Origin of the sequence: Streptomyces sp. NPDC012769 (assembly GCF_042901205.1) — a bacterium.
Taxonomy (GTDB): Bacteria; Actinomycetota; Actinomycetes; order Streptomycetales; family Streptomycetaceae; genus Streptomyces.
This window is the reverse complement of record NZ_JBIBCP010000003.1, coordinates 976158-1000057: the sequence shown is the minus strand read 5'-3', so window position 1 is coordinate 1000057 and position 23900 is coordinate 976158. Positions and strand designations below refer to the sequence as shown.

Genomic DNA, 23900 nt, shown 5'->3' with positions numbered 1-23900 from the left:
CTTCTCTTCGCGGGGCGGCGGTTATTCGAGCAGCTCCGCGTACGAGCCCATGGCCAGGGCGATGTCCGCCTGGGCCCAGAACCGGTGGTAGGTGAAGACGGGGGCGGCGCCTCCCGCCAGGTAGGCCTCGATCTTCGGCCAGGCCGGGTCGTCCTCGTAGAAGGAGCGGATCGAGGCGAAGGTGGACGAGGAGTTCACGACGTCGCCGTTGGGCATGGTGCCGGTCCAGCCGGCCGGGACGTGGACCGGGTCGTCGAAGCGGTTGTAGTCGGCGCGGGTCTCGGGGACCGCGACGCCCAGCGGGTCCTGGTGGTGGGTCCACATGCCGTCGAGCAGGGCCTTGGCGACCCGCTTGGCCTCCGCGTGGCCGGACCTGGCCGCGTAGTAGGTCAGGGTCTTGGCGTAGGCGGCGGCCACGCCGACGTCGTCGGTGTAGTCGGCGACGGTGACGTGCAGCCCCTTGTTGGCGCCGGGGCTTGTCGCGTTCCAGGTGTCGGGCGCGCCGGACCACTGGAGGGTGGAGGGGACGCGGTAGGTGCCGCCGGGGTTGATCGTGGTCTTCGACAGCGCCCAGGCGACCCACTTGTCGAGCACGGTCTTGGCGGCCGTGTCACCGGTCTGCTGGTAGTACTCGGCGACGCGCTCCATCGACCAGGCCTGGAAGCCGAACCACTGGTTGGACGGCGGGTCGTGGTAGACCGGCTTCTCGTCGTAGTACATGCCGTAGAAGGTGGGCGTGCCGGCCGGCGGGGTGGCGTAGCGGCCCTGCCAGCTGTTGGTGGCGCCGCCCGCGATGGCCCCCTCGTCGGACTGGAGCCAGCGGTAGAACTCCAGCTGCCGTTTCAGGCTGGTGCTCCAGTCCGCGGCGCCGGTGGCCGACTTGGGCTTGAGCGGGGCGTACGAGCTGAGGGCGTACGCGGCCAGCGGGTTCTGGTAGCCGCCGTGGGCGTGGCTGGAACCGATCCGCCAGGCCCAGCCGGCGGAGGTGTCGGTGGCACCGCCCCAGGCGTAGTACCAGGACATCAGGTAGTGCGAGCTGTTCTTGCCGGTGCCGGCGGGACAGGTGGTCGGTCCGACGCAGTCGCCGACCTTCTTGAAGTACTTGTCGAACATGGCGTAGCGCAGGTAGTCGCCCATCTTGGCGGCCTTGCCGACGGTCGTGGCGACCTGTGCGCCCTTGCCCTGCTGCTTGGCCCAGATGTCGGCCCAGTAGGCGGCCTGGACGGCGCGGGCGTCGGCGTCGGGGGCGTTGGTGAACTTCCACTGCTTCGCGTAGGAGCTGTCGCCGGTGAACAGGTCGAGATAGCCGTTCCTGCCGCCGTAGGAGAAGTTGTCGCAGGTCGGGTGGGTGACGGTCTCCCAGACGGACTCCTGGGGCCCGCGCTGGAAGGTGTTGACGTACGACGGGCCGGTCGCCGTCGGTCCGGCGGAGCACTTCCCCGGTTCGTTGCCGAAGCCGTAGACGTTGTCGACGTCCTGGATCCAGTGCATGCCGTAGATGTCGTCGGTGCCGTACGCGCTCTTCAGCTCGGCGGCGAGCGGGTCGGAGCCGGCGGTCACCGACGGTTCGAGCTTCGCCGGGTACTGGGACGGCAGGTCCCACTCGGGCGCGTAGGTGGCGGGCTTGCCGGGCGCGTAGGAGGAGTTGGTGGGCTGGTCGGCGTGGGTGGGGATCATGTACTTCTCCAGGGTGTCCCACGCCCCGTTGAACTTCGACCAGTCGCCGGTGATCTTCCCGTACATCGCCTGGAGCCAGACGAGGTAGCTGTACGCCTCCGAGGTCGTCTCGTGACCGTGGTCGGGGGCCTCGACGATCAGGGTCTCGACGGAGTGGTACGGGATGCCCTCGGGCGAGAAGTAGCCGTTGGCCGGGTTGGTGATCTTCCCGTACAGGTCGAGGAAGCGGGCGTCGTACGTCGAGTTCGCGGCCAGCTGGGCGACGGTGACCTCGGCCTTGGCGTGGCCGGGGGCGGTCGCGGTGAAGACGGCCGTGCCGGTGCCCGTGGAGGCGGCGGCGACGGTCACCTTCTGGGCGGTGTTCCAGTTCGCCGGGGTGAAGGTGAGCGCGGCCGGGCTCGCGGTGAGGCCGGTGACGCCCGAGGTGCGGGCGACGCTCACGGTGACGTTCGCGGCCGGCCGGGTGGAGAGCTTCAGCTCGAAGGTGCCGCTCGTGCCCTGACGCACGGAAAGCTGGGCGGGGGCGGCGACGAGCGCGGGGCCCGCGGCGACGGTGATGCCGACGGGGGCGGACTCCCCGGCGGCGCCGAGGGAGTCGTACGCCTTCGCGTAGAGCGAGTGGGCGCCGGCGGGCAGGGAGGTCACACCGAGCGTGTAGGGCGCGCTGGTGTCGGTGCCGAGCAGGGTCGTGTCGCTGTAGAACTCGACCTTGCCGATGGTGGCGCCGTCGGCGGCGGCCGCGGTGGCGGCGAGCGGGACCGGGTCGCCCTCGGTGTAGACGGCGCCGGGCGCCGGGCTGGTGAGGACGGTGACGGGTGCCTGGTGGGCGCCGGTGCAGGGGGTGCCGTTGACGGAGAAGGAGGTCGGCGCCGTGTTCGCGCCGGTGTAGGAGAACTGGGCGCCGGTGGTCACGGCGGCGCCCGCGGCGACGGTGCGGTTCCAGTCGGCGGGGGTCACGGTGACGGTCTTCCCGGACTGGGTCCAGGTCCCGTTCCAGCCGTTGCTCAGCTTCTGGTCGCCCGCGTAGGCGTAGCTGAGGGTCCATCCGTCGAGCGCGGTGGTGGCGCGGTTGGTGAGGGTGAGCTCGGCGGTGAAGCCGGAGCCCCAGTCGTTGGTGCGGTAGTCGACGCTGCACTGGACGGCGGCGGCCTGGGCGGGCGGGCCGACGGCCAGCAGCCCGGCCGGCAGGGCGAGTACGGCGGTGAGCGCGGCCAGGGACCGGCGTGATCTCCGTGATCGTGGTCGGGGAGGCATGGTGGATCTCCTCGCGGCTCGTGAGGCGGTGGGGTGCGTGGGGGGGGCACGTCAAGCTCTGAACCAGTGGGAGCGCTCCCACTGTGCAGACCCGACGAGACCCCGTCAAGACACGCGAAGAGTCGAAGGCATTCGGGACGCGAATTCGCCCGACTCCTCTTTTCCTTGCCGCCGGTTGCCGCTACGGTCTGCCGGACCAGTGGGAGCGATTCCATCCAGTCGGCGCACCGTCAGGCGGTGTGCCCTCGCTGCGAGGACTCGCTCATGCGACATCCCCCACGTCTGTCCGCGCTGCTCGCGGGAGCGGCGCTCACAATGGCGAGCACCGCTCTCGTCGTCTCGGGTACGGCCTCAGGAGCCGCGGCCGCGCCCCTCTGCACGGTGGAGTACTCGGTCACGAACCAGTGGTCCGGGGGCTTCCAGGGTGCCGTCACCGTCATCAACGACAGCACGGCGCTGAACGGCTGGAGCCTCGGCTTCGACTTCCCCGCGGGTCAGGTCGTGAGTCAGGGCTGGGGCGGCAAGTGGTCCCAGTCCGCGAGGACCGTGACCGTCGTCAACGAGAGCTGGAACGGCCGGCTCGACAGCGGCGCGAAGGCGACGACCGGCTTCATCGCCTCCTGGACGGGGAGCAACACGGCCCCGGCCGCGTTCACGCTCAACGGCGCGCCGTGCGACACCGGCGGGCCGACCCCGACCCCGACCACACCGACTCCGACGCCCACACCCACCCCGACTCCGACCACTCCCCCGACGACCCCGCCGACCACGCCTCCCACCACTCCCCCGAATCCGACCCCGGTCACCGGCGCGCCCGAACTGCGCGTGTCCGGCAACCGGTTCGTCGACCAGAACGGCGCCACCCGCCGCCTCCTGGGCGTCAACCGCTCCGGCGGCGAGTTCATGTGCGTCCAGGGATACGGCATCTGGGACGGTCCGGTCGACGACGCCTCCGTCAGGGCGATCGCCGACTGGAAGGCCAACACGGTCCGCATCCCGCTCAACGAGGAGTGCTGGCTCGGCCTGGACAACATCAAGCCCGAGTACCGGGGCGCGAACTACGTGAACGCGGTCAAGGACCTCGTGGCCAAGGTCCTCGCCCACGGCATGACCCCGGTGGTCGAGCTGCACTGGTCCCACGGCCAGTACACCGGCAACTCCTCGGGCTGCGGCGACGTGCACGCGTCCTGCCAGAAACCCATGCCGAACGCCCGCTACACCCCCGCGTTCTGGACCTCGGTCGCCGAGACCTTCAAGCACGACACCCGGGTCGTCCTCGACCTGTTCAACGAGCCCTACCCGGACCGGGCGACCTCCACCGCCGCCCAGGCCTGGGCCTGCTGGCGCGACGGCGGCAGCTGCCCCGGCATCGGCTACGAGGTGGCCGGCATGCAGGACCTGGTGGACGCGGTCCGCGCCACGGGAGCGAAGAACCTCGTCCTCGTCCCCGGCATCGCGTACTCCAACGACCTGAGCCAGTGGCTCCAGCACCGCCCCACGGACCCGGCGGGCAATCTGGCCGCCGCCTGGCACGTCTACAACTTCAACACCTGCTCCACCGAGACGTGCTGGAACGACACCCTCGCCCCGGTAGCCGCCCAGGTACCCCTGCTGGCGGGCGAGATCGGTGAGAACACCTGCGGACACGCGTTCATCGACCGCGTCATGAAGTGGTTCGACGACCGCGGCCTGTCGTACCTCGGCTGGACCTGGAACACCTGGAACTGCAACTCCGGGCCCGCGCTGATCACTTCGTACGACGGCACCCCCACCGCATTCGGCATCGGGCTGCGCGACCACCTGCGCGCCCTCACTCCCTGAGAGGAACCCCCACTGCCATGAGCCGCACGAAGAACCGCACCGCCCTGCTGGCGGCGCTCGGCCTGATCGCCGCCACCGGCGCCACGGCCACCGCGCTCGGCACCGCCACCGCCGGCGCCGCCGCGGCAGGATGCAAGGTCGACTACCAGATCGCCAACCAGTGGAACACCGGCTTCACCGCCAACGTCACCGTCACCAACCTCGGTGACCCGGTCAACGCCTGGACGCTGGGCTGGTCCTACGCCGGCGACCAGAAGGTCGGCCAGGGCTGGAACGCCACCCTCGCCCAGACCGGCGCCGCCGTCAGCGCGAGGAACCTCTCGTACAACGGGACCCTCGCGACCGGCGGTTCCACGTCCTTCGGCTTCAACGCCACCTACAGCGGCACCAACGCCATTCCGGCGAGCTTCACGCTCAACGGCGTGACCTGCACCGGCTCGGTGCCGCCCACCACGCCGCCGACGACCCCGCCGACCACTCCCCCGACGACGCCGCCCACCACGCCGCCGCCGGCCGGGACCAAGGCCGACAACCCGTACGCCAGCGCGAAGGTGTACGTGAACCCCGAGTGGTCGGCGAAGGCCGCCGCCGAGCCGGGCGGCACCAAGGTGTCGAACCAGCCCACCGGCGTCTGGCTGGACCGGATCGCCGCCATCAACGGCGTCAACGGCGGCATGGGCCTGCGCGCCCACCTCGACGAGGCCCTGAAGCAGAAGGGCACCGGCGAGCTCGTCGTCCAGTTCGTCGTCTACAACCTGCCCGGCCGCGACTGTGCCGCGCTCGCCTCCAACGGCGAGCTGGGCCCGACGGAGATCGACCGCTACAAGACCGAGTACATCGACCCGATCGCCGCGATCTTCGCCGACCCGAAGTACGCGGGCCTGCGGATCGTCACGACGGTCGAGATCGACTCGCTGCCGAACCTCGTCACCAACGTCGCGGGGCGCCCGACCGAGACGGCGAACTGCAACACGATGAAGGAGAACGGCAACTACGTCAAGGGCGTGGCCTACGCGCTCAACAAGCTGGGCGCGATCCCGAACGTCTACAACTACCTCGACGCGGGCCACCACGGCTGGCTGGGCTGGGACTCCAACTTCGGACCTTCTGCCGAGCTGTTCAAGCAGTCCGCGACCGCGGAGGGATCGACCGTCGCCAACGTCCACGGCTTCATCGTGAACACGGCGAACTACAGCGCCACCGTCGAGCCGCACTTCTCCGTCACGGACACCGTCAACGGCACCACGGTCCGCCAGTCGAAGTGGGTGGACTGGAACCAGTACGTCGACGAGCAGTCGTACGCCCAGGCCATGCGCGACAAGCTGGTCTCGCTCGGTTTCGACAGCAGGATCGGCATGCTGATCGACACCTCCCGCAACGGGTGGGGCGGCGCCGACCGGCCCACCGGCCCGGCGGCGAAGACCTCCGTCGACGCCTACGTCGAGGGCAGCCGCGTCGACCGGCGCATCAACCCCGGCAACTGGTGCAACCAGGCCGGCGCGGGCCTCGGCGAACGACCCAAGGCGGCCCCGGCCGCGGGCATCGACGCGTACGTCTGGATGAAGCCGCCGGGCGAGTCCGACGGCGCGAGCAAGGAGATCCCGAACGACGAGGGCAAGGGCTTCGACCGCATGTGCGACCCGACGTACACGGGCAACCCCCGCAACGGCAACAGCATGTCCGGCTCCCTCCCGGACGCGCCGCTGGCCGGCAAGTGGTTCTCGGCCCAGTTCCAGGAGCTCCTGAAGAACGCCCACCCGGCGCTGTGACACGCGTCTGAGTCGGCCGCCCGTCGTCGCGGGCCGGTGCCTCCGGGCACCGGCCCGCATCCGCCGTGCCGGGGGGACGTACCGTCGACCCATGACGCAGTACGAGGACACCCTTCGCTACCGGCCCGCCCGGCCCGAGGACCACGAGGCGATCGCAGAGCTGGACGGCTCGTTCACGACGGACCACATCTACGAGGTGACACCGGCCAAGGACGGTTTCACGATCCGTCCGACGCCGGTGGACCCACCGCTGCACAAGGTCTTCCCCGGCGACGACGACGAGGACGACGACGAGGACGGCGAGCCCGGTCTCCGCCGGACGGTGGTCGCCGTCGACGGGGACACCGTCTGCGGGTTCGTGGCGGCCTCCTTCGAGCGATGGAACGCCCGCCTCACCCTTCGTGACATCGAGGTCGCGCCCGCCTGGCGGGGCAGGGGCGTGGGCCGGGCCCTGATGGAACACGCCCTGGACTTCGGGCGGGAGTGCGGGGCGGGGCACGCCTGGCTGGAGGTCAGCAACGTCAACGCGCCCGCCGTGCGCGCCTACCTCCGGTGGGGCTTCGCCTTCTGCGGCCTGGACACCTCGCTCTACGACGGTACGGAGTCGGCCGGCGAGCAGGCACTGTTCATGGCCCGCCGGCTGGGCTGAGCGCGACCGGCGGACATCCCGCTCAGGACGACTCGCGCACCACCAGCTCCGTCGGCAGCACCTGCCGCGGCCGCTCACCGGTCGCCGCGGACGTCTCCGCCAGCTCCCGGAGCAGCATCCGGGTCATGGCCCGGCCCATCTCCTCGATGGGCTGGCGGACGCTGGTGAGCGGCGGGTCCATCAGGCGGGCGACCGCGGAGTCGTCGACGCCGACGAGGGCGACGTCCTCGGGGACGCGGCGGCCGGACTCGCGCAGGACGCCGCGGGCGCCGGCGGCCATGACGTCGGAGGCGGCGAAGACGGCGTCCAGGTCCGGGACGCGCTCGATCAGCTCGCGCATGGCACGGCGGCCGCCCTCCTCGGTGAAGTCACCGGTGGCGACGAGGAGCTCGTCGGGGGCGAGGCCGGCCGCCGCGATGCCCTCGCGGTATCCGTCGAGGCGGGCCCGGGCCGCGTACATGTCGAGGGGGCCGGTGATGGTGGCGATCCTGCGGCGGCCCCGCCCGGCGAGGTGGGCGACGGCGGCGCGGCCCGCACCCGCGTTGTCGGAGTCGACGTAGGCGGCGGACTCGTCGGCGCTGCGCCGGCCGTTGAGGACGAGGGGCAGGCCGAGCTCGCGGACGAGGTCGGGCAGCGGGTCGTCGGCGTGCACCGAGGCGAGCAGGACGCCGTCCACGCGCTGGGCCGCGAGGTACTGCTCGAAGCGCTGCCGCTCCCGCTCGGTGCGGACCAGGGTCAGCAGCAGCTGCTTGTCGGCCTCGCCGAGTTCGGCACTGACCCCGCGGATGATGTCGAGGAAGTACGGCTCGGCGAAGAGGCGGGCCTCGGCCTCGGGGATGACCAGGGCGATGGCGTCGGTGCGGCTTCCGGCGAGCGCGCGGGCCGCCTGGTTGGGCACGTAGCCCAGCTCGTCGATGGCCCGGTGGACGGCCTCGCGGGCCTGGGCGCTCACCCGGGGCGAGCCGTTGATGACCCGGGACACGGTGCCGCGGCCGACGCCGGCCCGGGCCGCGACCTCTTCCAGCGTGGGCCTGCCACTGTGCCGTCCGTTCACGCCTCTCGTACTCCCCTCGTGCGGCCCCGGCCCCGTGCCATGCGGCGATCAGGTCAAGATAGGCCACTGTCCGACCCCCCGAACAAGCGGTGCCGTTCGACCGGCCAACGGCCACCGACACATGGGAGCGCTCCCACAGTACTCGAATCCGGCCACGAGTCCCACCACACCCCACCGTGCGACGAATCCGTGTTCATCTCTTGACACCCCCACCCGCCAGGCAGCAACCTTCCGGCAACGACGACGTGGGAGCGCTCCCATCAGCACGGCATCGCACCACCTTTTGGACGAGGAGAGTGGAATGCGCACTTCCAGCAGCAGACGGGCCCCCGGCCGCACACGCCGTACCGCACTCGCGGCGGTCGCGGCCCTGACGGCCGGCGCCGCCCTGCTCACCGGATGCGGCGGCGACGGAGGGGACGCCGCCGAGGACGGGAAGATCACGCTGCGGGTCGGGACCTTCGGTTCCTTCGGCTACGACGACAAGACCGGCGCCAAGCTCTACGCCGAGTACGAGAGGACCCACCCCAACATCAAGATCGTCGAGTCGAACGTCGCCGACGGCCAGAAGTACTGGGACACCCTGAAGCTGCGCCTCTCCCGCAACAGCGGTCTGGCCGACATCCAGGCCATCGAGGTCGGTTACATCGCCGAGGCGACCGGCTCGGCGATGGCCGACAAGTGGGTCGACCTGTCCAAGACCGGCGGCGCCGACCTGGGCGCCTTCCTCGACTGGAAGGTCAAGCAGGCCACCACCGCCGACGGCAAGGTGATCGCCCTCGGCACCGACATCGGCCCCATGGCGATCTGTTACAACAAGGAGCTCTTCGCCAAGGCCAAGCTGCCCACCGAACGCACCGAGGTCGGCCGGCTGTGGGCCGGTGACTGGCAGAAGTTCCTGGAGGCCGGGAAGACGTACCAGAAGAACGCGCCCGCCGGGACCTTCTTCCACGACTCCGGCAGCGGCCTGTTCAACGCCGTCGTCAACAGCGACCCGCAGCAGTACGCCGACGCGAGCGGTGAGCTCGCCTGGGAGACCAGCCCCGGCGTGAAGAAGGCCTGGGACACCGCCGTCGCGGCGGCGCAGGGCGGTCTCACCGCCAAGCTCCGCCAGTTCGACGAGAAGGGCACCTGGAACGCCGCCTTCAAGAACGCGAAGTTCGCCACGGTCGCGTGCCCGAGCTGGATGACCGGCATCATCAAGGACCAGGCCGGCAGCGCCAACCAGGGCAAGTGGGACATCGCCGCGCCGCCGGTCGCGGGCAACTGGGGCGGCTCGTTCCTCGCCGTGCCCAAGTCCGGCAAGCACGCCAAGGAGGCCGCCGAGCTGGCCGCCTGGCTGACCGCGCCGGAACAGCACGCCAAGGTGTTCGCGGTCAACGGCAACATCCCGTCCACCAAGGACACCCTCTCCTCGGCCGCGGTGCTCGGCGCCAAGCTGCCCTACTTCGGCGACACCCCCGTCGGCCAGATCTACGCCGCCGCGGCGGCCCAGATCAAGCCCGCGCCGATCAGCCGCTGGGACGGCCAGGTGAAGACCTTCCTCACCGACAACGGCATCCTCGACATCGAGCAGCGGGGCACCGACCCGGCGAAGGCCTGGGAGAACGTCAGGAAGCTGGTCGACGACAAGATCGACCAGTAGCGGGAGGCGGTGCGGGCCCGCCCCACGCGGCGGGCCCGCACCGCGATGCTCCCCCGCCCAACCCCGTACGCACCGACCTGGAAGGACGCCCCCGTGGCCACCTCCGTACGGGCGAGGAACGGCGGCTCCCCGTCGCCCGACGCACCGCCCTCCCGTTCCCCCCGCCCCGGCTCCGGCCGCGCCGGCGGCCCGTCCGCCCGGCGCGCAAGGCTCTACCGGTGGGACCTGAAGGCGACGCCGTACGTCTTCGTCGCCCCCTTCTTCCTCACCTTCGCCGCCTTCGGCCTCTTCCCCCTGCTGTACACCGGCTGGCTCTCGCTCAACCGGGTGGAGCTCGGCGGCGAACCCGAGTGGAAGGGCCTGGAGAACTACACCGACCTCGCCGACAGCGAGTTCTTCTGGAACGCGCTCCTCAACACCTTCACCATCGGGGTCATCTCGACCGTCCCGCAGCTGCTCATGGCCCTCGGCCTGGCCCATCTGCTCAACTACAAGCTGCGCGGGCGCGGCTTCTTCCGGGTCGCGGTCCTCGCCCCGTACGCCACCTCCATCGCCGCGGCCACCCTGGTCTTCGCCCAGCTGTTCAACACCGACTACGGTCTGATCAACTCGGCCCTCGGCCTGGTGGGTTTCGACCCGGTCGACTGGGAGTCCTCCACCTGGCCGGCGCAGATCGCGATCTCGGTGATCGTGACCTGGCGGTGGACCGGCTACAACGCCCTGATCTACCTGGCCGCGATGCAGGCCGTGCCGAACGACCTGTACGAGGCGGCCGCGCTGGACGGGGCCTCGCGCTGGCGCCAGTTCCTGAGCGTCACGATCCCCTCCATCCGTCCCACGATCCTGTTCACCGTCATCGTCTCCACCATCGGCGCCACCCAGCTGTTCGGCGAGCCGATGCTCTACGGCGGCAGCGTGGGCATCTCCGGCGGCAGCGGCAACCAGTTCCAGACGCTCAGCCTGCTGATGTACGAGAAGGGCTGGGTCACCGGCGCGCTCGGCCAGGCGTCCGCCATCGCCTGGGTGATGCTGCTGCTCCTGCTCCTCATCGGCGGCCTCCAGTCGCTCGTCACCCGCGCGAACCGCAAGAAGCTGGGGGGCTGAACCCGTGCGCACGCGTTTCCGACAGTCGGCCGGACGGCAGCACCACGCCGGCCCGCTGACCTACGTCCTGCTCGGCCTGGCCGCGCTGGCCTCGCTCTTCCCGCTGTACTGGAACCTCGTCGCCGCCTCGCACACCGGTGAGCGGGTGGTCACGGCCCCGGCGCCGCTGCTGCCCGGGCCGCGGCTCTTCGACAACCTCACCTTCGCCTGGAACCAGGTCGACATGGGCGAGGCGCTGGTCAACACCACGGTCGTGGCCGCGCTGGTGGCGCTGTCCACGGTCCTCTTCTCCACCCTCGCCGGCTTCGCCTTCGCCAAGCTGCCGTTCAAGGGCCGCAACATCCTGCTCACCCTGGTGGTGGCGACGATGACGATCCCGCCCCAGCTGAGCGTCATCCCGCTGTACCGGATCATCACCGACCTCGGCTGGGTCGACCAGCTCCAGTCGGTGGTCCTGCCGTCGCTGGTCGCCGCGTTCGGCGTTTTCTTCATGCGGCAGTTCCTCATCGAGGCGCTGCCGGTCGAGCTGGTGGAAGCGGCCCGGATGGACGGGGCGCACTCGCTGCGGATCGTCTGGCACGTGGTCTTCCCGGTCGCCCGGCCCGCGATGGCGGTCCTCGGCATGCTGGTCTTCGTCCAGGCGTGGAACGACTTCTTCTGGCCGTTCATCGCGCTCACCCCCGACGGCAACCCCACCCTCCAGGTGGCGCTGGCCGGTCTCGGCGCGGGCAACCACACCGTCGACCAGGCCGTGGTGCTCACGGGGGCGCTGATCTCCACCGTGCCGCTGCTGCTGGTGTTCGCCGTGCTCGGCAAGCACATCGTCGGCGGGATCACCGCGGGCGCCGTCAAGAGCTGACGGCCCGGCCCGCCTCTCCTTCGTACCGCATCCACTTCTTCTGCGTTGGGAGCCCTCTCCTATGACCGCGTCCGACACCCGGCCGCTCACCGCCGTCCGCCGTTTCCCGTCCGACTTCCTGTGGGGCGCCGCGACCGCCGCGTACCAGATCGAGGGCGCGGCGGAGGAGGACGGCCGCACGCCGTCCATCTGGGACACCTTCTCGCACACCCCGGGGAAGGTCTTCCAGGGCCACACGGGCGATGTCGCCGTCGACCACTACCACCGGTTCCGTGAGGACGTCCGACTGATGTCCGAACTCGGCCTGAACGCGTACCGCTTCTCGGTGTCCTGGTCCCGGGTGCAGCCGACCGGCCGGGGGCCGGCCGTGCAGAAGGGGCTGGACTTCTACCGGCGGCTCGTCGACGAGTTGCTGGCGGCCGGGATCGAGCCGGCGCTGACCCTTTACCACTGGGACCTGCCGCAGGAGCTGGAGGACGCGGGTGGCTGGCCGGAGCGGGCGACGGCGGAGCGGTTCGCGGAGTACGCGGCTCTGGTCGCCGATGCCCTGGGCGACCGGGTGACCCGCTGGACCACGCTCAACGAGCCCTGGTGCAGCGCGTTCCTGGGGTACGGCTCGGGGGTGCATGCCCCGGGCCGGACGGACCCGGTGGCCGCGCTGCGTGCCGCCCATCACCTGAACCTGGGGCACGGGCTCGCGGTGCGGGCGCTGCGCTCGGCGCTGCCGTCCGGGGCGAAGCTGGCGGTGTCGCTCAACCTGCACGAGGTGCGCCCGCTGACCCCGTCGCCGGCCGACGTGGAGGCGGCCCGCCGGATCGACACCGTGGGCAACGGGATCTGGCTGGGCCCGATGCTGGAGGGCGGCTATCCGCGGGAGCTGTTCGCCGACACCGCGCACCTGACCGACTGGGGCTTCGTACGGGACGGGGACGAGGCGACGGCCGGGCAGCCGCTGGACTGGCTGGGCATCAACTACTACACGCCGACGGTGGTGTCGCACGTCGCCGAGGGCGAGGAGAAGCCGCAGGACGACGGCCACGGCAACAGCGAGTTCTCGCCGTGGCCGGGCGCCGACGACGTCGCCTTCCACCAGGCGGACGGGGAGCGGACGGCGATGGGCTGGCCGGTGGACCCGACCGGCCTGAAGGACCTGCTGACCCGGATCTCGGCCCGTCATCCGGGGCTTCCGCTGGTGGTCAGCGAGAACGGCGCGGCCTACGAGGACGTGGTCGCCGCGGACGGCTCGGTGCACGACCCGGAGCGCGCCGCCTATGTGCACGCGCATCTGGAGGCGCTGCACCGGGCGGTCGAGGAAGGAGCCGTGGTGCACGGCTACTTCCTGTGGTCGCTGCTCGACAACTTCGAGTGGGCGTACGGCTATGCGAAGCGGTTCGGTGCCGTGCACGTGGACTACGAGACGCTGCGGCGCACGCCGAAGTCGAGCGCCCGCTGGTACGCGCGGGTGGCCCGTTCGGGCGAGCTGCACGCTCCGGGGGCGGAGGTCTGACGGGTCGTCCGGGGAGGTACGGTTCCGGTGCGGGTCCGCACACCCGGGGGACCGTACCGTCACGGAGGAAGTGCACGAGCGATGGCCGTCATTCACGCAACCACGATGCAGCCGACCAAGCTGGAGCTCCTGGAGTCCTGGCTGCCCACCCGCCCCTGGTACCCGGCGGGCGGCGCTCCCGTCCTGCAGAAGGCGGGCGGTTTCCGGCTCGACGATCCGGAGGGCGAGGTGGGCATCGAGTTCATGGTGGTGCGGGACGCCTCCGACCCCGAGCCGCGCGGCTACCTGGTGCCGTTGACCTATCGGGGTGCGCCGCTGGAGGGCGCGGAGCAGTCCCTGGTCGGGACCTCCGAGCACGGCGTGCTCGGCACGCGCTACGTGTACGACGGGACGCACGACCCGGTGCTGCTCGCCGAGCTGCGGGCGCTGCTGCGGGGGCGCGTCGAGCCGCAGGCGCAGAGCGAGTCCGACACGCCCGACCCGAAGGTGACCGCCACCGTCGACGAGGACGTCACGTGGGCGCCGGAGGCGGACGTCTCCGTCACGGACGGAGCGGACGGCACGGTGATCCGCTTCGGTGCCGGAGCGCCGGAGCTGCGGGTGGTCCGGGTGCTCGGGACCGGCGAGGAGCCGGCTGCCGGGGCGCGCGGCACGCTGACGGCCTGGTGGCTGCCGGCGGAGGGCGAGGAGCGGAGCGAGGTGTTCGTGGTCGTGTGTGACGCCCCCTGACCCAGGGGTCGGGTGCGACACCCCCTGGAGGGCCCGGCCGGCCGTCAGAAGACGGACAGGCCGGTGATGGTGGTGAACCGGTCGAGGGCGGCGACGCCCGCGACCGAGTTCCCCCGCGCGTCGAGGCCGGGGCTCCACACGCACAGCGTGCAGCGACCGGGGACGACCGCGATGATGCCGCCGCCGACGCCGCTCTTGCCGGGCAGTCCGACCCGGTAGGCGAAGTCGCCGGCGGCGTCGTACGTGCCGCAGGTGAGCATGACGGCGTTGACCTGCTTGGCCTGGCTGCGGGTCAGCAGCCGGGAGCCGTCGGCGCGGATGCCGTGCCGGGCGAGGAAGCCGGTGGCGAGGGCGAGGTCGGCGCAGGACGCCTCGATGGAGCACTGGCGGAAGTACTCGCGCAGCAGCGTGGGCACGGGGTTGGCGATGTTGTCGTAGCTCGCCATGAAGTGGGCGAGGGCGGCGTTGCGGTCGCCGTGCGCGGTCTCGGAGGCGGCGACGTCGCGGTCGAAGTCCAGGTCCTGGTTGCCGCTCTCGGCGCGCAGGAAGTCCAGCAGGACGCCGGAGGCGTCGCCGGTGATGCGGTGCAGCTGGTCGGTGACGACGAGGGCGCCGGCGTTGATGAAGGGGTTGCGGGGGATGCCGTTCTCGTACTCCAGCTGGACCAGGGAGTTGAACGGGTTGCCGGAGGGCTCGCGGCCGACGTGCTCCCACAGGGCCTCGCCCTTGCGGGCCAGGGCGAGGGCGAGGGTGAAGACCTTGGTGACGGACTGGGTGGAGAAGGGCTGCTGCCAGTCCCCCACGCCGTACACGGTGCCGTCGAGCTCGGCCACGGCCATCCCGAAGCTGCCGGGGTCGGCGGAGGCGAGCGCGGGGATGTAGTCGGCGGACCGGCCGCGGTCGGTGAGGCCGGCGATCTCCTCGGCGATGCGGTCGAGGACGGGTTCGAAGGTCAACAGCATGCGGACATCTTGCTCCGGGGAGGGGGAGGCGCTGTCAGTGCCCCCTTCTATGATCTTGCCCGTGTCGCACGCGCGTGCGGCAACCGGCTGCCCGGCGGCCGGTCACGAGGGGGGATCGACGCATGAGTGGTTCTGTGCTGCGACGGGGCCGACTGGCTCTCCGTACGGCCGTCTGGGGGGCGCTCGCCGCGGTGCTGCTGCCCGCGACGGCGGCGGAGGCCGAGACGCCGCCGCCCCGCACCTACACGGTCTGGCAGTGGAACGTGGCGGGGCACGCGTTCCACGACGCCGCCACCGACAACGGCATGACCGACGAGGCCGTGGCCTCGATCGTCCGTGAGTCGGCCGATTTCGCCGCGTTCAACGAACTGTGCGCGAAGCAGTACGGCGCCGTGGTGAACAAGCTGCGGGCGGCGGGGTGGCCCGACGACGGCGCGAACTTCGCCCGTTTCGAGCCCAGCCGCGGGGCCGGCACGACCATCTGCAAGGGGGAGGAGTACGGGAACGCGATCTTCAGCAGGAAGCCGCTGGGTCCGGCCGATCGCATCATGCTGACGGACGACGGCAGCAGGGAGAAGCGCAACCTGCTGTGCGCGCCGCTGGTCGACGGCACCAAGACCCGGTTCTGCACCACGCACATCACGACCCAGGACGCCTTCGAGGAGCTGCAGCTGACGGACGTCCTGTCGGCGCTCCAGAAGTTCCGCTACCCGGATCCCGACGACCGCTCCGTCATCGGTGACACGGTGCTGATCGCCGGTGACTTCAACGCCCAGCCGAACTACGCCCGGCTGAACGGCTTCTACTCCGCATCGGTGAACACGAAGTTCAATCCGAACAACTCGGGTGAGTACCGGGAGCTCGACGACACCGACGAGACGTGCGCCGGATACGGCGAGGGGACGGTCGACCCCCGGTCCTCCACCATGGCCCCGTACTGCTCGCTCACGGACACCCGGAAGATCGACCACGTCTTCGTGCACGAGTCGGCACTCGCCGAGCCGCGCTCCTACAGCGCGGACGCGCTGGACGCCCCGACGGGGTGCGGGAACCTCGTGGCCTGCTCGGACCACCGGATCGTCGTCGGCCGGGTGACCGTCAAGTAGCACCCTCAGGCGGCCGCGCGCATGTCGTCCATCGGGTCCGTGTCCTCCATCGGGCCCATGGGCGTGCCGTCCGTCGTGAGGCCGGGCAGCAGCCAGTCCTGGAGGGGTTCGACCAGGCACAGGCCCGCGAGGACCAGGAAGGCGACGCCGGCGACACGGCTCAGGGCGGGGCCGTGGCGCCAGAGCTTCTCCAGGAAGATGACGGCGGCGACCGCGGCCATGGCGGCGACGTTCATGACGCCGAGCGGGACGAGCAGGATCATCAGGCCCCAGCAGCAGCCCAGGCAGTAGAGGCCGTGGTGCAGGCCGACCCGCAGGTCGCGGGCGAGGGGCCGGTAGTGGGCGTAGCGCATCAGCTGGAGCATCGGGCTGCGGCAGTGGCGCAGGCAGATGTTCTTGAGCGGGCCGAGCTGCTGCAGGCCGGCGAGGGCGAAGGCGCCGGCGCCGATCCAGGGGCCGGCGTCCGGGTGGTCGTGGACGAGGTCACCGGTGAGGGCGAGCAGGCCGTAGGCGACGAGGCCGAAAGCGGTCCAGACGAGCAGATAGCCGCAGACGAAGGCGGCGGTGCGGCCCGCGCGGACGGCGCCGGTGGACCGGCGGGCGATGCCTCTCGCCCAGGTGAGCGCGACCGGCGCGACGGAGGGGAACATCATCGCGACCATCATGGCCAGCCACAGCGCGAGGAAGAGCGGCATCGCCATGCCCATGGTGCCGGGTTCCACGCCCATGTCGCGGGCCTGTGCGGCGGTCAGCGTCCAGGCGAGGGCCGCGACGGCCACCATGAGCAGCCAGGCCGCGGCCAGGTCCCGGGCCGGGAGCAGCGCCGGAGGGTGACCGGAGGTGCGTGTCTCGCCCACCCCTCCAGGACAGCACAGTCGGTGGCGGGGCGCGGCCCGGAGGGCTCGCCGGGCGGCTCCCGGAGTGGCGTGGGCCGGGCGACGGGGCGAGGGTGGCTGGAGGGAGGCGTGCGGGACGCATGGGACGTACGAATCAAGGGAGTGAGGTGAGCCGGGTGCCGGTGACCGCGGATGAGCCGGGTGCGCCCTGCTGGCTGAGTCTGGCGGCGCGTGACCTCGGCGCGGCGGAGGAGTTCTACGCGGCCGTCCTCGGCTGGAAGTTCCGGCACGGCCCGCTGGGGCAGGGCTTCTCGGTGGGCGAGCGGGACGGGGTCCCGGTGGCCGGGATCGGCGAGGTGGCCGTCCGGATGGCGGTGCCGGTGGCCTGGACGCCGTATTTCGCGGTGCCCGACGCGGACGAGGCGGTGGCGCGCATCCGGGAGCGCGGCGGGACGGTCGGCGTGGGCCCGGTGGCCTTCCCGCCGCGCGGCCGGGCGGCGCTGGCCACGGACCCGGAGGGTGCGGCGTTCGGGGTGTGGGAGGGCCGGGTGTCGTCGCGCTGGCGGCTCGGCGAGCACCACGCCCCGGCCTGGCTGGAGCTGCACACCCGTAACGCGTTCGACGCGGCCGTGTTCTACGGGGGCGTCCTGGACTGGCTGAACGGGGGCGTGGAGCGGTTCGAGGTGGCGTACGAGGACGACCAGGTGGTGCTGTACACCCAGGGCGAGGCGATCGCCCGGCTGAACAGCGGCCCAGTGGAGGCGGCCTCGCCGCAGCCGCAGCTGCGCCCGCGCTGGCTGGTCCATTTCCGGGTGCCCGACCTGGAGCGCGCGACCGCGGCGGTCGTGGCGCACGGCGGGTCGCTGGTCCCGGAGGCGGACCACGGCTGGCCGGTGGCGGCGGGCCGGCGCGCGTCGGTGCGCGATCCGCAGGGCGGGCTGTTCACGCTGGACGAGTCGCCGGACGGGGAGGCCTGAGGGCCCGGGCGGCCCGGCCCGCGCTGGTGGCGATGGCCGGCGGCGTGGGGGCCGTTCCGGTCTCCTGTCGGGCTCCCTCAGTGCTGCGGTGCCACGAGGCCGAGGTCGCCGGTGGGTTGCGGGCCGAACCAGCGCGCGGTGTCCTGCGCCGTCACGCCCGCGAGGGTCGGCGGGGTCCACCGGGGGTCGCGGTCCTTGTCGACGACCTGGGCGCGGATGCCCTCGACCAGGTCGGGTGAGGAGAGGGCCGCGCAGGACAGGCGGAACTCCATGTTCAGGGTCGCTTCGAGGGAGTCGAGCGTCCGGGCGCGGCGGAGCGCGGCCAGCGTGGCCTTGAGCGCCGTGGGCGAGCGGGTGAGCAGGACGGTCGCCGTCTCCTTGGCCTCCGGGACACCGGAGTCGGTGAGGCGCTCGACGATGCCCTCGACGGTGTCGGCGGTGTAGCAGGCGTCGATCCAGTCCCGCCGCGCGGCGAGTCCGCCGGCCGGCGCCGGGCGGGCGTGGCGGGCGACCGCCTCCGCGGCGGGCAGCCGGGTGAGGTCGGCGGCGAGCGCCGGCAGGGCGGCGGAGGGAACGAAGTGGTCGGCGAGGCCGGCGAGCAGCGCGTCGGCGGCGTCGGCCTGCGCCCCGGTGAGGGCCAGGTGGGTGCCGAGTTCGCCGGGGGCGCGGCTCAGCAGGTGGGTGCCGCCGACGTCGGGGACGAAGCCGATGCCGGTCTCGGGCATGGCGACCCGGGAGCGTTCGGTGACGATCCGGACGGAGCCGTGTCCGGAGACGCCGACGCCGCCGCCCATGACGATGCCGTCCATGAAGGCCACGTACGGCTTGGGAAAGCGGGCGATCCGGGCGTTGAGCCGGTACTCGTCGCGCCAGAAGTCGACGGACGCGGTGCCGCCGGCGCGGGCGTCGTCGTGGATGGCCCGGATGTCGCCGCCGGCGCACAGTCCCCGCTCGCCCGCGCCGCGGATGACGACGGTGGTGACGGCCGGGTCGTGCTCCCATTCCGTGAGGGCCTCGTCGATCCGGCGCACCATCGGGTGGGTGAGGGCGTTGATGGCGCGCGGCCGGTTCAGGGTGAGGAAGCCGGCGCGGCCCTCGGTGTGGACCAGGACCTCGGGCTCACGGGGGTCGGTGGGTGCCGACATGGTGCGTCCTTCCGATTCCTTCCGGCGCCGTTCCGGGGTGCCGAAACGATCTTCCCGTCCACGGTAGCCGCCCGGACCGCCCCCGCACAGGGCTTCCGCTCCGCTACCGTACCCGCGGGTAACGACCCGGATGGGCGAACCGAGGGGAGCGGACGTGGCACGGCAGTGGAGTCTCGAGGAATCGGTGCTGGTGGACGCGGATCGCGCCACGCTGTACGGCCTGGTGGCGGACCTGAGGAACATGGGCCGCTGGAGCCCGGAGTGCCGCCGGGTGTGGGTGCCGCGACCGCCCGCGCGCACGGGAAGCCGCTTCGTGGGGTTCAACCGCCGCGGGCCGTTCGTGTGGTTCACCACCGGCCGGGTCACGACGGCCCGCCCCGGCGAGGCGTTCGTCTTCGACGTGGGGGTCTTCGGGCTGCCGATCGCGCGCTGGGGCTACCGCTTCGAGGACGAGGGCACGGGCACCCGGGTCACCGAGACCTGGCAGGACCTGCGCACGGGCCGCGGCGCCGGCCTCGCCACCCTGCTCGGCACGGTCTTCGCGGGCACCGACCCCGAGCGGCGGATCGCCGTGAACCGGCACGGCATGCGCACCACCCTCGCCCGCCTCGCCCGCGCCGCGAACCCGTCCGGCTGAACCGGCCACGGCCGCCCGCCCCACCCGGTCCCCGCGGCCCCGTCCGGCCGACGGGCCACGGCCTCCGCGCCCGCTCCCCCGCTCCCCCGCCCCGGCCGCCGTCGCTCTGCGTGGCGGCCTCCCGTTTCCCCTGCCGGTCACACCGGGGGCAGCATGGAAGGAAGCCCCGGCGAGCAGGGCGGGAAGGAGCGCACGGTGACGCGAGGCGCGGACCGGTCCCCCGAGACAGGCCGGGGACGGCCCACCGGGCTGCGGAGCGTGGCCGGACAGGTCTTCGCCCTGCAGGCGATCATCGCCCTGCTGCTCATCGCCGCGGCGGCGTTCGCCCTCGTGCTGCAGGACCGCTACGACAGCGAGCGGAACGCCCGTAACCGCTCGCTCGCCGTCGCCGAGACCTTCGCCCACGCACCGGGGCTCGCCGAGGCCCTGCGGTCCGAGGATCCGACGGCGGCGCTCCAGCCCCGCGCGGAGGCGGCCCGGCTGGGCGCCGGCGTCGACTTCGTCGCCGTGCTCTCCCCGGACGGCGCCCGTTTCACCGACTCCGACCCCTCCCTCATCGGCCAGCGGGCCCAGGGGGACCTCGACAGGGCCCGGGCCGGGGAGTCGTTCACCGAGGTCTTCCACGGGGCGCCGAACGACGCCGTCCGCGCGGTCGTGCCGGTCGTGGGCGAGGACGGGACCGTCGTCGGCATCGTGACCAGCGGCATCGAGGTGGCGACGGTCGGCGACTCGGTGGAGGCCCGGCTGCCCCTGCTGTTCGGCGCGGCCGGCGTCGCGCTCGCGCTGGCGCTCGGCGGCGCGGCTCTGGTCAGCGGACGGCTGCGGCGGCAGACGCACGGCCTCGGCCCGGCGGAGATGACCCGCCTCAAGGAACACCACGAGGCGGTCCTGCACTCGGTGAAGGAGGGCGTGGTCATCATCGGGGGCGACGGGCGGCTGCTGCTCGCCAACGACGAGGCGCGGCGGCTGCTGAAGCTGCCGGCGGACGCGGAGCGGCGCGACGTGCGGGAGCTCGGCCTGGAACCCCGTACCGCCGCGCTGCTGCTGTCCGGCCGGGCCGCGACGGACGAGGTGCACCTCGCCGGGGACCGGCTCCTCGCCGTGAACGTCCGTCCCACCGGCGACCGCGCGGGCGGCAGCGTCATGACCGTGCGCGACACCACCGAGCTGTCCGCGCTGACCGGCCGGGCCGAGGTGGCGCGGGGCCGGCTGCGGCTGCTGTACGAGGCGGGGACGCGGATCGGTACGACGCTGGACGTGGTGCGGACGGCGGAGGAGCTGTCGGAGGTGGCGGTGCCGCGGTTCGCCGACTTCGTGACGGTGGAGCTGCTCGACCCGGTGATGCGCGGCCAGGAGCCCTCGGGCGCGTACACGGAGATGCGGCGCACGGCGCTGACGGGTGTGCGCCCGGAGACGCCGCTGCAGCCGGTGGGCGATCTGATCCGGTTCGTGGTGCCGACCACGCCCATGGCCTCGGCGCTGGACGAGGGCCGTGCGGTGCTCCAGGCGGACCTGGCCTCGGCGCAGGGCTGGCGGGCGCAGGACCCGGAGGGCGCGGCGCAGGCGCTCGCCTACGGGCTGCACTCGCTGCTCACGGTGCCGCTGCTCGCCCGCGGGGTGGTGCTCGGGATGGCGAACTTCTGGCGCGGCAACGAGACGCCGGAGCCGTTCGGGGAGGAGGACCTGTCGTTCGCGGAGGAGCTGGCGGCGCGCGCCGCGCTGGCGATCGACAACGCGCGGCGGTTCACCCGCGAGCACTCGATGGCGGTGGCGCTCCAGCGCAGTCTGCTGCCACGGGTGCTGCCGGAGCAGAACGCGATGCGGGTGTCCTACCGCTATCTGCCGGCGAAGGCGGGCGTGGGCGGCGACTGGTTCGACGTCATCCCGCTGCCCGGGGCGCGGGTGGCGCTCGTGGTCGGCGACGTGGTGGGGCACGGGCTGCACGCGGCGGCGACGATGGGCCGGCTGCGGACGGCGGTGGCGAACTTCTCCACGCTCGACCTGCCGCCGGAGGAGCTGCTGACCCACCTGGACGAGCTGATCGACCGGCTCGGCGAGGAGAACGAGCCGGGGCGGGAGCGGGACGGCGAAGCCGACGGGGACGGGGACGGCGGGGTGGAGGGCACGGCCGGCGCGACCTGTCTGTACGCGATCTACGACCCGACCACCGGGGTGTGCACCATGGCGAGCGCGGGCCATCCGGGGCCGGCGCTGGTGCGGCCCGACGGCAGTGTGGAGTTCCCGGCGCTGCCGGCCGGGCTGCCGCTGGGGCTCGGTCTCGGCGACCGGCCGTTCGCGTCCGCGCGGCTGCGGCTGGAGCCGGACAGCAAGCTGGTGCTGTTCACCGACGGTCTTCTGGAGGACCGGCACCGGGACTACGACACCGGGCTCGCACTGCTGCGCAGGACGCTTGCCCAGCCCGGCCGGACACCGGAGCAGACCTGCGCGGACGTGCTCGCGGCGCTGCTGTTCCCGGTGCCGTCCGACGACATCGCGCTGCTCGTGGCCAGCGCCCGCCGGATCCCTCAGGACCGGATCGCGGAGTGGGAGGTGCCGTCCGATCCGTCCGCCGTGGCGCCGGTGCGCAACGCGGCGGCGGCGCGGCTCGCCGAGTGGGGCCTGGAGGACGTGGGGTTCACGGCGGAGCTGGTGCTGAGCGAGCTGATCACCAACGCGATCCGCTACGGGCGGCCGCCGGTCAGGATCCGCCTGGTGTACGACCGGGTGCTGATCTGCGAGGTGTCGGACGGCAGCAGCACGTCACCGCACCTGCGGCACGCGACGGACACCGACGAGGGCGGCCGGGGGCTGTTCCTGGTGGCCCAGTTCGCCCAGCGCTGGGGCACCCGCTACGCGCGCCGGGGCAAGACCATCTGGGCCGAGCTGCCCGTCTCCCCGGACGGCGGAGCCGACCCGGCGGCCCCGCTGCTCGACCCGGACGCCCTGGAGGATCTGGCCTGGTGACGGCCGGTCTGGATCTCGCCCGGTGACGGCCGCCCCGTCGGGCCTGGTGACGACCGCCCGGGATCTGGCCTGGTGACGGCCGGATGAGGTCGGCCGGATAGGGTCGGCCGGAACCGAGCCGTTCCGGAGGACCGCATGACCGTCCCGCCCGTCACCGGCTCCCTGCACCACGTGGAGGTCTGGGTGCCCGACCTCGGGCGCGCCGCCGCCTCCTTCGGTCCGCTGCTCGAAGCGCTGGGTTACACGCCGTTCCAGAGCTGGGAGCGGGGGCGGAGCTGGCGACTGGGGGCGACGTACCTGGTGTTCGAGGAGTCGCCGGCGCTCAGCGCGCACACCCATGACCGGCTGCGCCCGGGCCTCAACCACCTGGCGTTCCACGTGGCGACGCGCGCGGAGCTCGACCGGCTCGTGGAGGGGGCGGTCCGGGGCGGCTGGCGGCTGATGTTCCCCGACCGCCATCCGCACGCGGGCGGCGAGCAGAGCTGCGCGGCCTATCTGGAGGACGCGGACGGGTTCGAGGTGGAGCTGGTCGCGGCCGTGTGGTGAACCGGGCGCTCCGGGCCACTCCGTCCGTAGTACTCTCCATGGAGTAGTACGAGCGAGCCTGGTGACGGGAGTGATGACGGTGGCCCGCAGGAACCCGGAGCGCAGGGCGGCGCTCGTCGACGCCGCGATCGAGGTGCTCGCCCGTGAGGGGGCCCGGGGCCTCACCTTCCGCGCCGTCGACACCGAGGCGGCCGTCCCGCCCGGGACCGCCTCGAACTACTTCGCCAACCGGGACGACCTGCTCACCCAGGCGGGCGCCCGCGTCTACGAGCGGCTGCAGCCGGACGAGGACACGATCGCCCGTCAGCGGACGGCGAGCCCGGACCGCGAGACGTACACGCAGTTCATGCGCGAGCTCGTCGGCCGTATCAGCTCCTTCCCGACCGGCTACCTGGCCCTGCTCGAACTGCGCCTGGAGGCCACCCGGCGACCGGCGCTGCGCGCCGTCCTGACCGAGCGGGTGCGCGTGGACGTCGCACACAACGTGACCTACCACGAGTCCACCGACCTGCCGGGCGACGCGACCGCGGTGAAGCTCCTCATCCTGACCCTGAACTGGCTGATCGTGGAGCAGCTCACCCTCCCGGACGTCTTCTCCGAGGAGGAGCGGGACGCGCTGATCACGGCGGCGGTCGACCGGATCGTCTTCCCCTAGGGTC

Annotated in this window: 19 protein-coding genes; 14 read left to right on the top strand and 5 right to left on the bottom strand. The window is 72.4% G+C overall.

Going from position 1 to position 23900, the window contains the following annotated elements; genetic code table 11:
• Positions 1-21 precede the first annotated feature (21 nt).
• On the bottom strand, positions 22-2931 hold the full coding sequence (locus ACFY7C_RS19890) for a glycoside hydrolase family 48 protein (protein ID WP_389651953.1): 2910 nt from the start codon (positions 2929-2931) through the stop codon (positions 22-24).
• A 264-nt stretch (positions 2932-3195) separates the two neighbouring features.
• Between ACFY7C_RS19890 and ACFY7C_RS19885 the strand changes: the two genes are divergently transcribed.
• The 3 genes from ACFY7C_RS19885 to ACFY7C_RS19875 all read left to right on the top strand — a co-directional run bounded on the left by ACFY7C_RS19885 (position 3196) and on the right by ACFY7C_RS19875 (position 7170).
• On the top strand, positions 3196-4752 hold the full coding sequence (locus tag ACFY7C_RS19885) for a cellulase family glycosylhydrolase (RefSeq protein WP_389651950.1): 1557 nt from the start codon (positions 3196-3198) through the stop codon (positions 4750-4752).
• A gap of 17 nt (positions 4753-4769) precedes the next feature.
• Entirely contained in the window at positions 4770-6521 is a 1752-nt protein-coding gene (locus tag ACFY7C_RS19880) for a glycoside hydrolase family 6 protein (protein WP_389651947.1), read from the top strand.
• 91 nt (positions 6522-6612) lie between these two features.
• Positions 6613-7170: a GNAT family N-acetyltransferase gene (locus ACFY7C_RS19875; protein ID WP_389651945.1), complete on the top strand. Its 558-nt coding sequence runs from the start codon at positions 6613-6615 to the stop codon at positions 7168-7170.
• Between the two features lie 22 nt (positions 7171-7192).
• Here the strand turns inward: ACFY7C_RS19875 and ACFY7C_RS19870 are convergent, their stop codons facing one another.
• Entirely contained in the window at positions 7193-8224 is a 1032-nt protein-coding gene (locus ACFY7C_RS19870; RefSeq protein ID WP_389651942.1) for a LacI family DNA-binding transcriptional regulator, read from the bottom strand.
• Positions 8225-8525: 301 nt separating this feature from the next.
• On the opposite strand from ACFY7C_RS19870, the gene ACFY7C_RS19865 reads away from it, so the two are divergent.
• The 5 genes from ACFY7C_RS19865 to ACFY7C_RS19845 all read left to right on the top strand — a co-directional run bounded on the left by ACFY7C_RS19865 (position 8526) and on the right by ACFY7C_RS19845 (position 14068).
• A complete protein-coding gene (locus ACFY7C_RS19865) occupies positions 8526-9869 on the top strand; it encodes an ABC transporter substrate-binding protein (RefSeq protein ID WP_389651939.1) in 1344 nt (447 codons plus the stop codon).
• 93 nt (positions 9870-9962) lie between these two features.
• The gene (locus ACFY7C_RS19860; protein WP_389651936.1) at positions 9963-10973 is read left to right on the top strand and encodes a carbohydrate ABC transporter permease; all 1011 of its coding nucleotides are present in this window, start codon (positions 9963-9965) and stop codon (positions 10971-10973) included.
• A 4-nt stretch (positions 10974-10977) separates the two neighbouring features.
• Positions 10978-11832, top strand: coding sequence for a carbohydrate ABC transporter permease (locus tag ACFY7C_RS19855; protein WP_389651933.1), 855 nt, complete (start codon positions 10978-10980; stop codon positions 11830-11832).
• A gap of 61 nt (positions 11833-11893) precedes the next feature.
• The gene (locus ACFY7C_RS19850) at positions 11894-13339 is read left to right on the top strand and encodes a GH1 family beta-glucosidase (protein ID WP_389651930.1); all 1446 of its coding nucleotides are present in this window, start codon (positions 11894-11896) and stop codon (positions 13337-13339) included.
• 81 nt (positions 13340-13420) lie between these two features.
• A complete protein-coding gene (locus ACFY7C_RS19845) occupies positions 13421-14068 on the top strand; it encodes a 1,4-alpha-glucan branching protein (protein ID WP_389651927.1) in 648 nt (215 codons plus the stop codon).
• A 44-nt stretch (positions 14069-14112) separates the two neighbouring features.
• Here the strand turns inward: ACFY7C_RS19845 and ACFY7C_RS19840 are convergent, their stop codons facing one another.
• Positions 14113-15030, bottom strand: coding sequence for a glutaminase (locus tag ACFY7C_RS19840; RefSeq protein ID WP_389651924.1), 918 nt, complete (start codon positions 15028-15030; stop codon positions 14113-14115).
• Positions 15031-15152: 122 nt separating this feature from the next.
• Between ACFY7C_RS19840 and ACFY7C_RS19835 the strand changes: the two genes are divergently transcribed.
• Positions 15153-16136: an endonuclease/exonuclease/phosphatase family protein gene (locus tag ACFY7C_RS19835; RefSeq protein WP_389651921.1), complete on the top strand. Its 984-nt coding sequence runs from the start codon at positions 15153-15155 to the stop codon at positions 16134-16136.
• 5 nt (positions 16137-16141) lie between these two features.
• Here the strand turns inward: ACFY7C_RS19835 and ACFY7C_RS19830 are convergent, their stop codons facing one another.
• Positions 16142-16918: a DUF2182 domain-containing protein gene (locus tag ACFY7C_RS19830; RefSeq protein ID WP_389652769.1), complete on the bottom strand. Its 777-nt coding sequence runs from the start codon at positions 16916-16918 to the stop codon at positions 16142-16144.
• A 194-nt stretch (positions 16919-17112) separates the two neighbouring features.
• Between ACFY7C_RS19830 and ACFY7C_RS19825 the strand changes: the two genes are divergently transcribed.
• Positions 17113-17949: a VOC family protein gene (locus ACFY7C_RS19825; RefSeq protein ID WP_389651918.1), complete on the top strand. Its 837-nt coding sequence runs from the start codon at positions 17113-17115 to the stop codon at positions 17947-17949.
• Positions 17950-18026: 77 nt separating this feature from the next.
• Here the strand turns inward: ACFY7C_RS19825 and ACFY7C_RS19820 are convergent, their stop codons facing one another.
• Positions 18027-19094 (bottom strand): enoyl-CoA hydratase/isomerase family protein, encoded by a 1068-nt coding sequence (locus ACFY7C_RS19820; protein ID WP_389651915.1) that lies wholly within the window; start codon positions 19092-19094, stop codon positions 18027-18029.
• Positions 19095-19248: 154 nt separating this feature from the next.
• Between ACFY7C_RS19820 and ACFY7C_RS19815 the strand changes: the two genes are divergently transcribed.
• The 4 genes from ACFY7C_RS19815 to ACFY7C_RS19800 all read left to right on the top strand — a co-directional run bounded on the left by ACFY7C_RS19815 (position 19249) and on the right by ACFY7C_RS19800 (position 23896).
• Positions 19249-19731, top strand: coding sequence for an SRPBCC family protein (locus ACFY7C_RS19815; protein WP_389651912.1), 483 nt, complete (start codon positions 19249-19251; stop codon positions 19729-19731).
• 153 nt (positions 19732-19884) lie between these two features.
• A complete protein-coding gene (locus ACFY7C_RS19810) occupies positions 19885-22695 on the top strand; it encodes a SpoIIE family protein phosphatase (RefSeq protein ID WP_389651909.1) in 2811 nt (936 codons plus the stop codon).
• Between the two features lie 135 nt (positions 22696-22830).
• A complete protein-coding gene (locus ACFY7C_RS19805) occupies positions 22831-23241 on the top strand; it encodes a VOC family protein (RefSeq protein WP_389651906.1) in 411 nt (136 codons plus the stop codon).
• Between the two features lie 79 nt (positions 23242-23320).
• Positions 23321-23896, top strand: a complete 576-nt coding sequence (locus ACFY7C_RS19800; RefSeq protein ID WP_389652766.1) for a TetR/AcrR family transcriptional regulator — start codon at positions 23321-23323, stop codon at positions 23894-23896.
• Positions 23897-23900: the final 4 nt, after the last annotated feature.

Coding starts and splice junctions, on each gene's coding strand:
- ACFY7C_RS19885 (WP_389651950.1), top strand. CDS start 3,196: ATGCGACATCCCCCACGTCTGTCCGCGCTGCTCGCGGGAGCGGCGCTC.
- ACFY7C_RS19810 (WP_389651909.1), top strand. CDS start 19,885: ATGGAAGGAAGCCCCGGCGAGCAGGGCGGGAAGGAGCGCACGGTGACG.
- ACFY7C_RS19825 (WP_389651918.1), top strand. CDS start 17,113: ATGGGACGTACGAATCAAGGGAGTGAGGTGAGCCGGGTGCCGGTGACC.
- ACFY7C_RS19875 (WP_389651945.1), top strand. CDS start 6,613: ATGACGCAGTACGAGGACACCCTTCGCTACCGGCCCGCCCGGCCCGAG.
- ACFY7C_RS19890 (WP_389651953.1), bottom strand. CDS start 2,931: ATGCCTCCCCGACCACGATCACGGAGATCACGCCGGTCCCTGGCCGCG.
- ACFY7C_RS19835 (WP_389651921.1), top strand. CDS start 15,153: ATGAGTGGTTCTGTGCTGCGACGGGGCCGACTGGCTCTCCGTACGGCC.
- ACFY7C_RS19840 (WP_389651924.1), bottom strand. CDS start 15,030: ATGCTGTTGACCTTCGAACCCGTCCTCGACCGCATCGCCGAGGAGATC.
- ACFY7C_RS19845 (WP_389651927.1), top strand. CDS start 13,421: ATGGCCGTCATTCACGCAACCACGATGCAGCCGACCAAGCTGGAGCTC.
- ACFY7C_RS19805 (WP_389651906.1), top strand. CDS start 22,831: ATGACCGTCCCGCCCGTCACCGGCTCCCTGCACCACGTGGAGGTCTGG.
- ACFY7C_RS19850 (WP_389651930.1), top strand. CDS start 11,894: ATGACCGCGTCCGACACCCGGCCGCTCACCGCCGTCCGCCGTTTCCCG.
- ACFY7C_RS19830 (WP_389652769.1), bottom strand. CDS start 16,918: ATGGTGGCCGTCGCGGCCCTCGCCTGGACGCTGACCGCCGCACAGGCC.
- ACFY7C_RS19820 (WP_389651915.1), bottom strand. CDS start 19,094: ATGTCGGCACCCACCGACCCCCGTGAGCCCGAGGTCCTGGTCCACACC.
- ACFY7C_RS19865 (WP_389651939.1), top strand. CDS start 8,526: ATGCGCACTTCCAGCAGCAGACGGGCCCCCGGCCGCACACGCCGTACC.
- ACFY7C_RS19880 (WP_389651947.1), top strand. CDS start 4,770: ATGAGCCGCACGAAGAACCGCACCGCCCTGCTGGCGGCGCTCGGCCTG.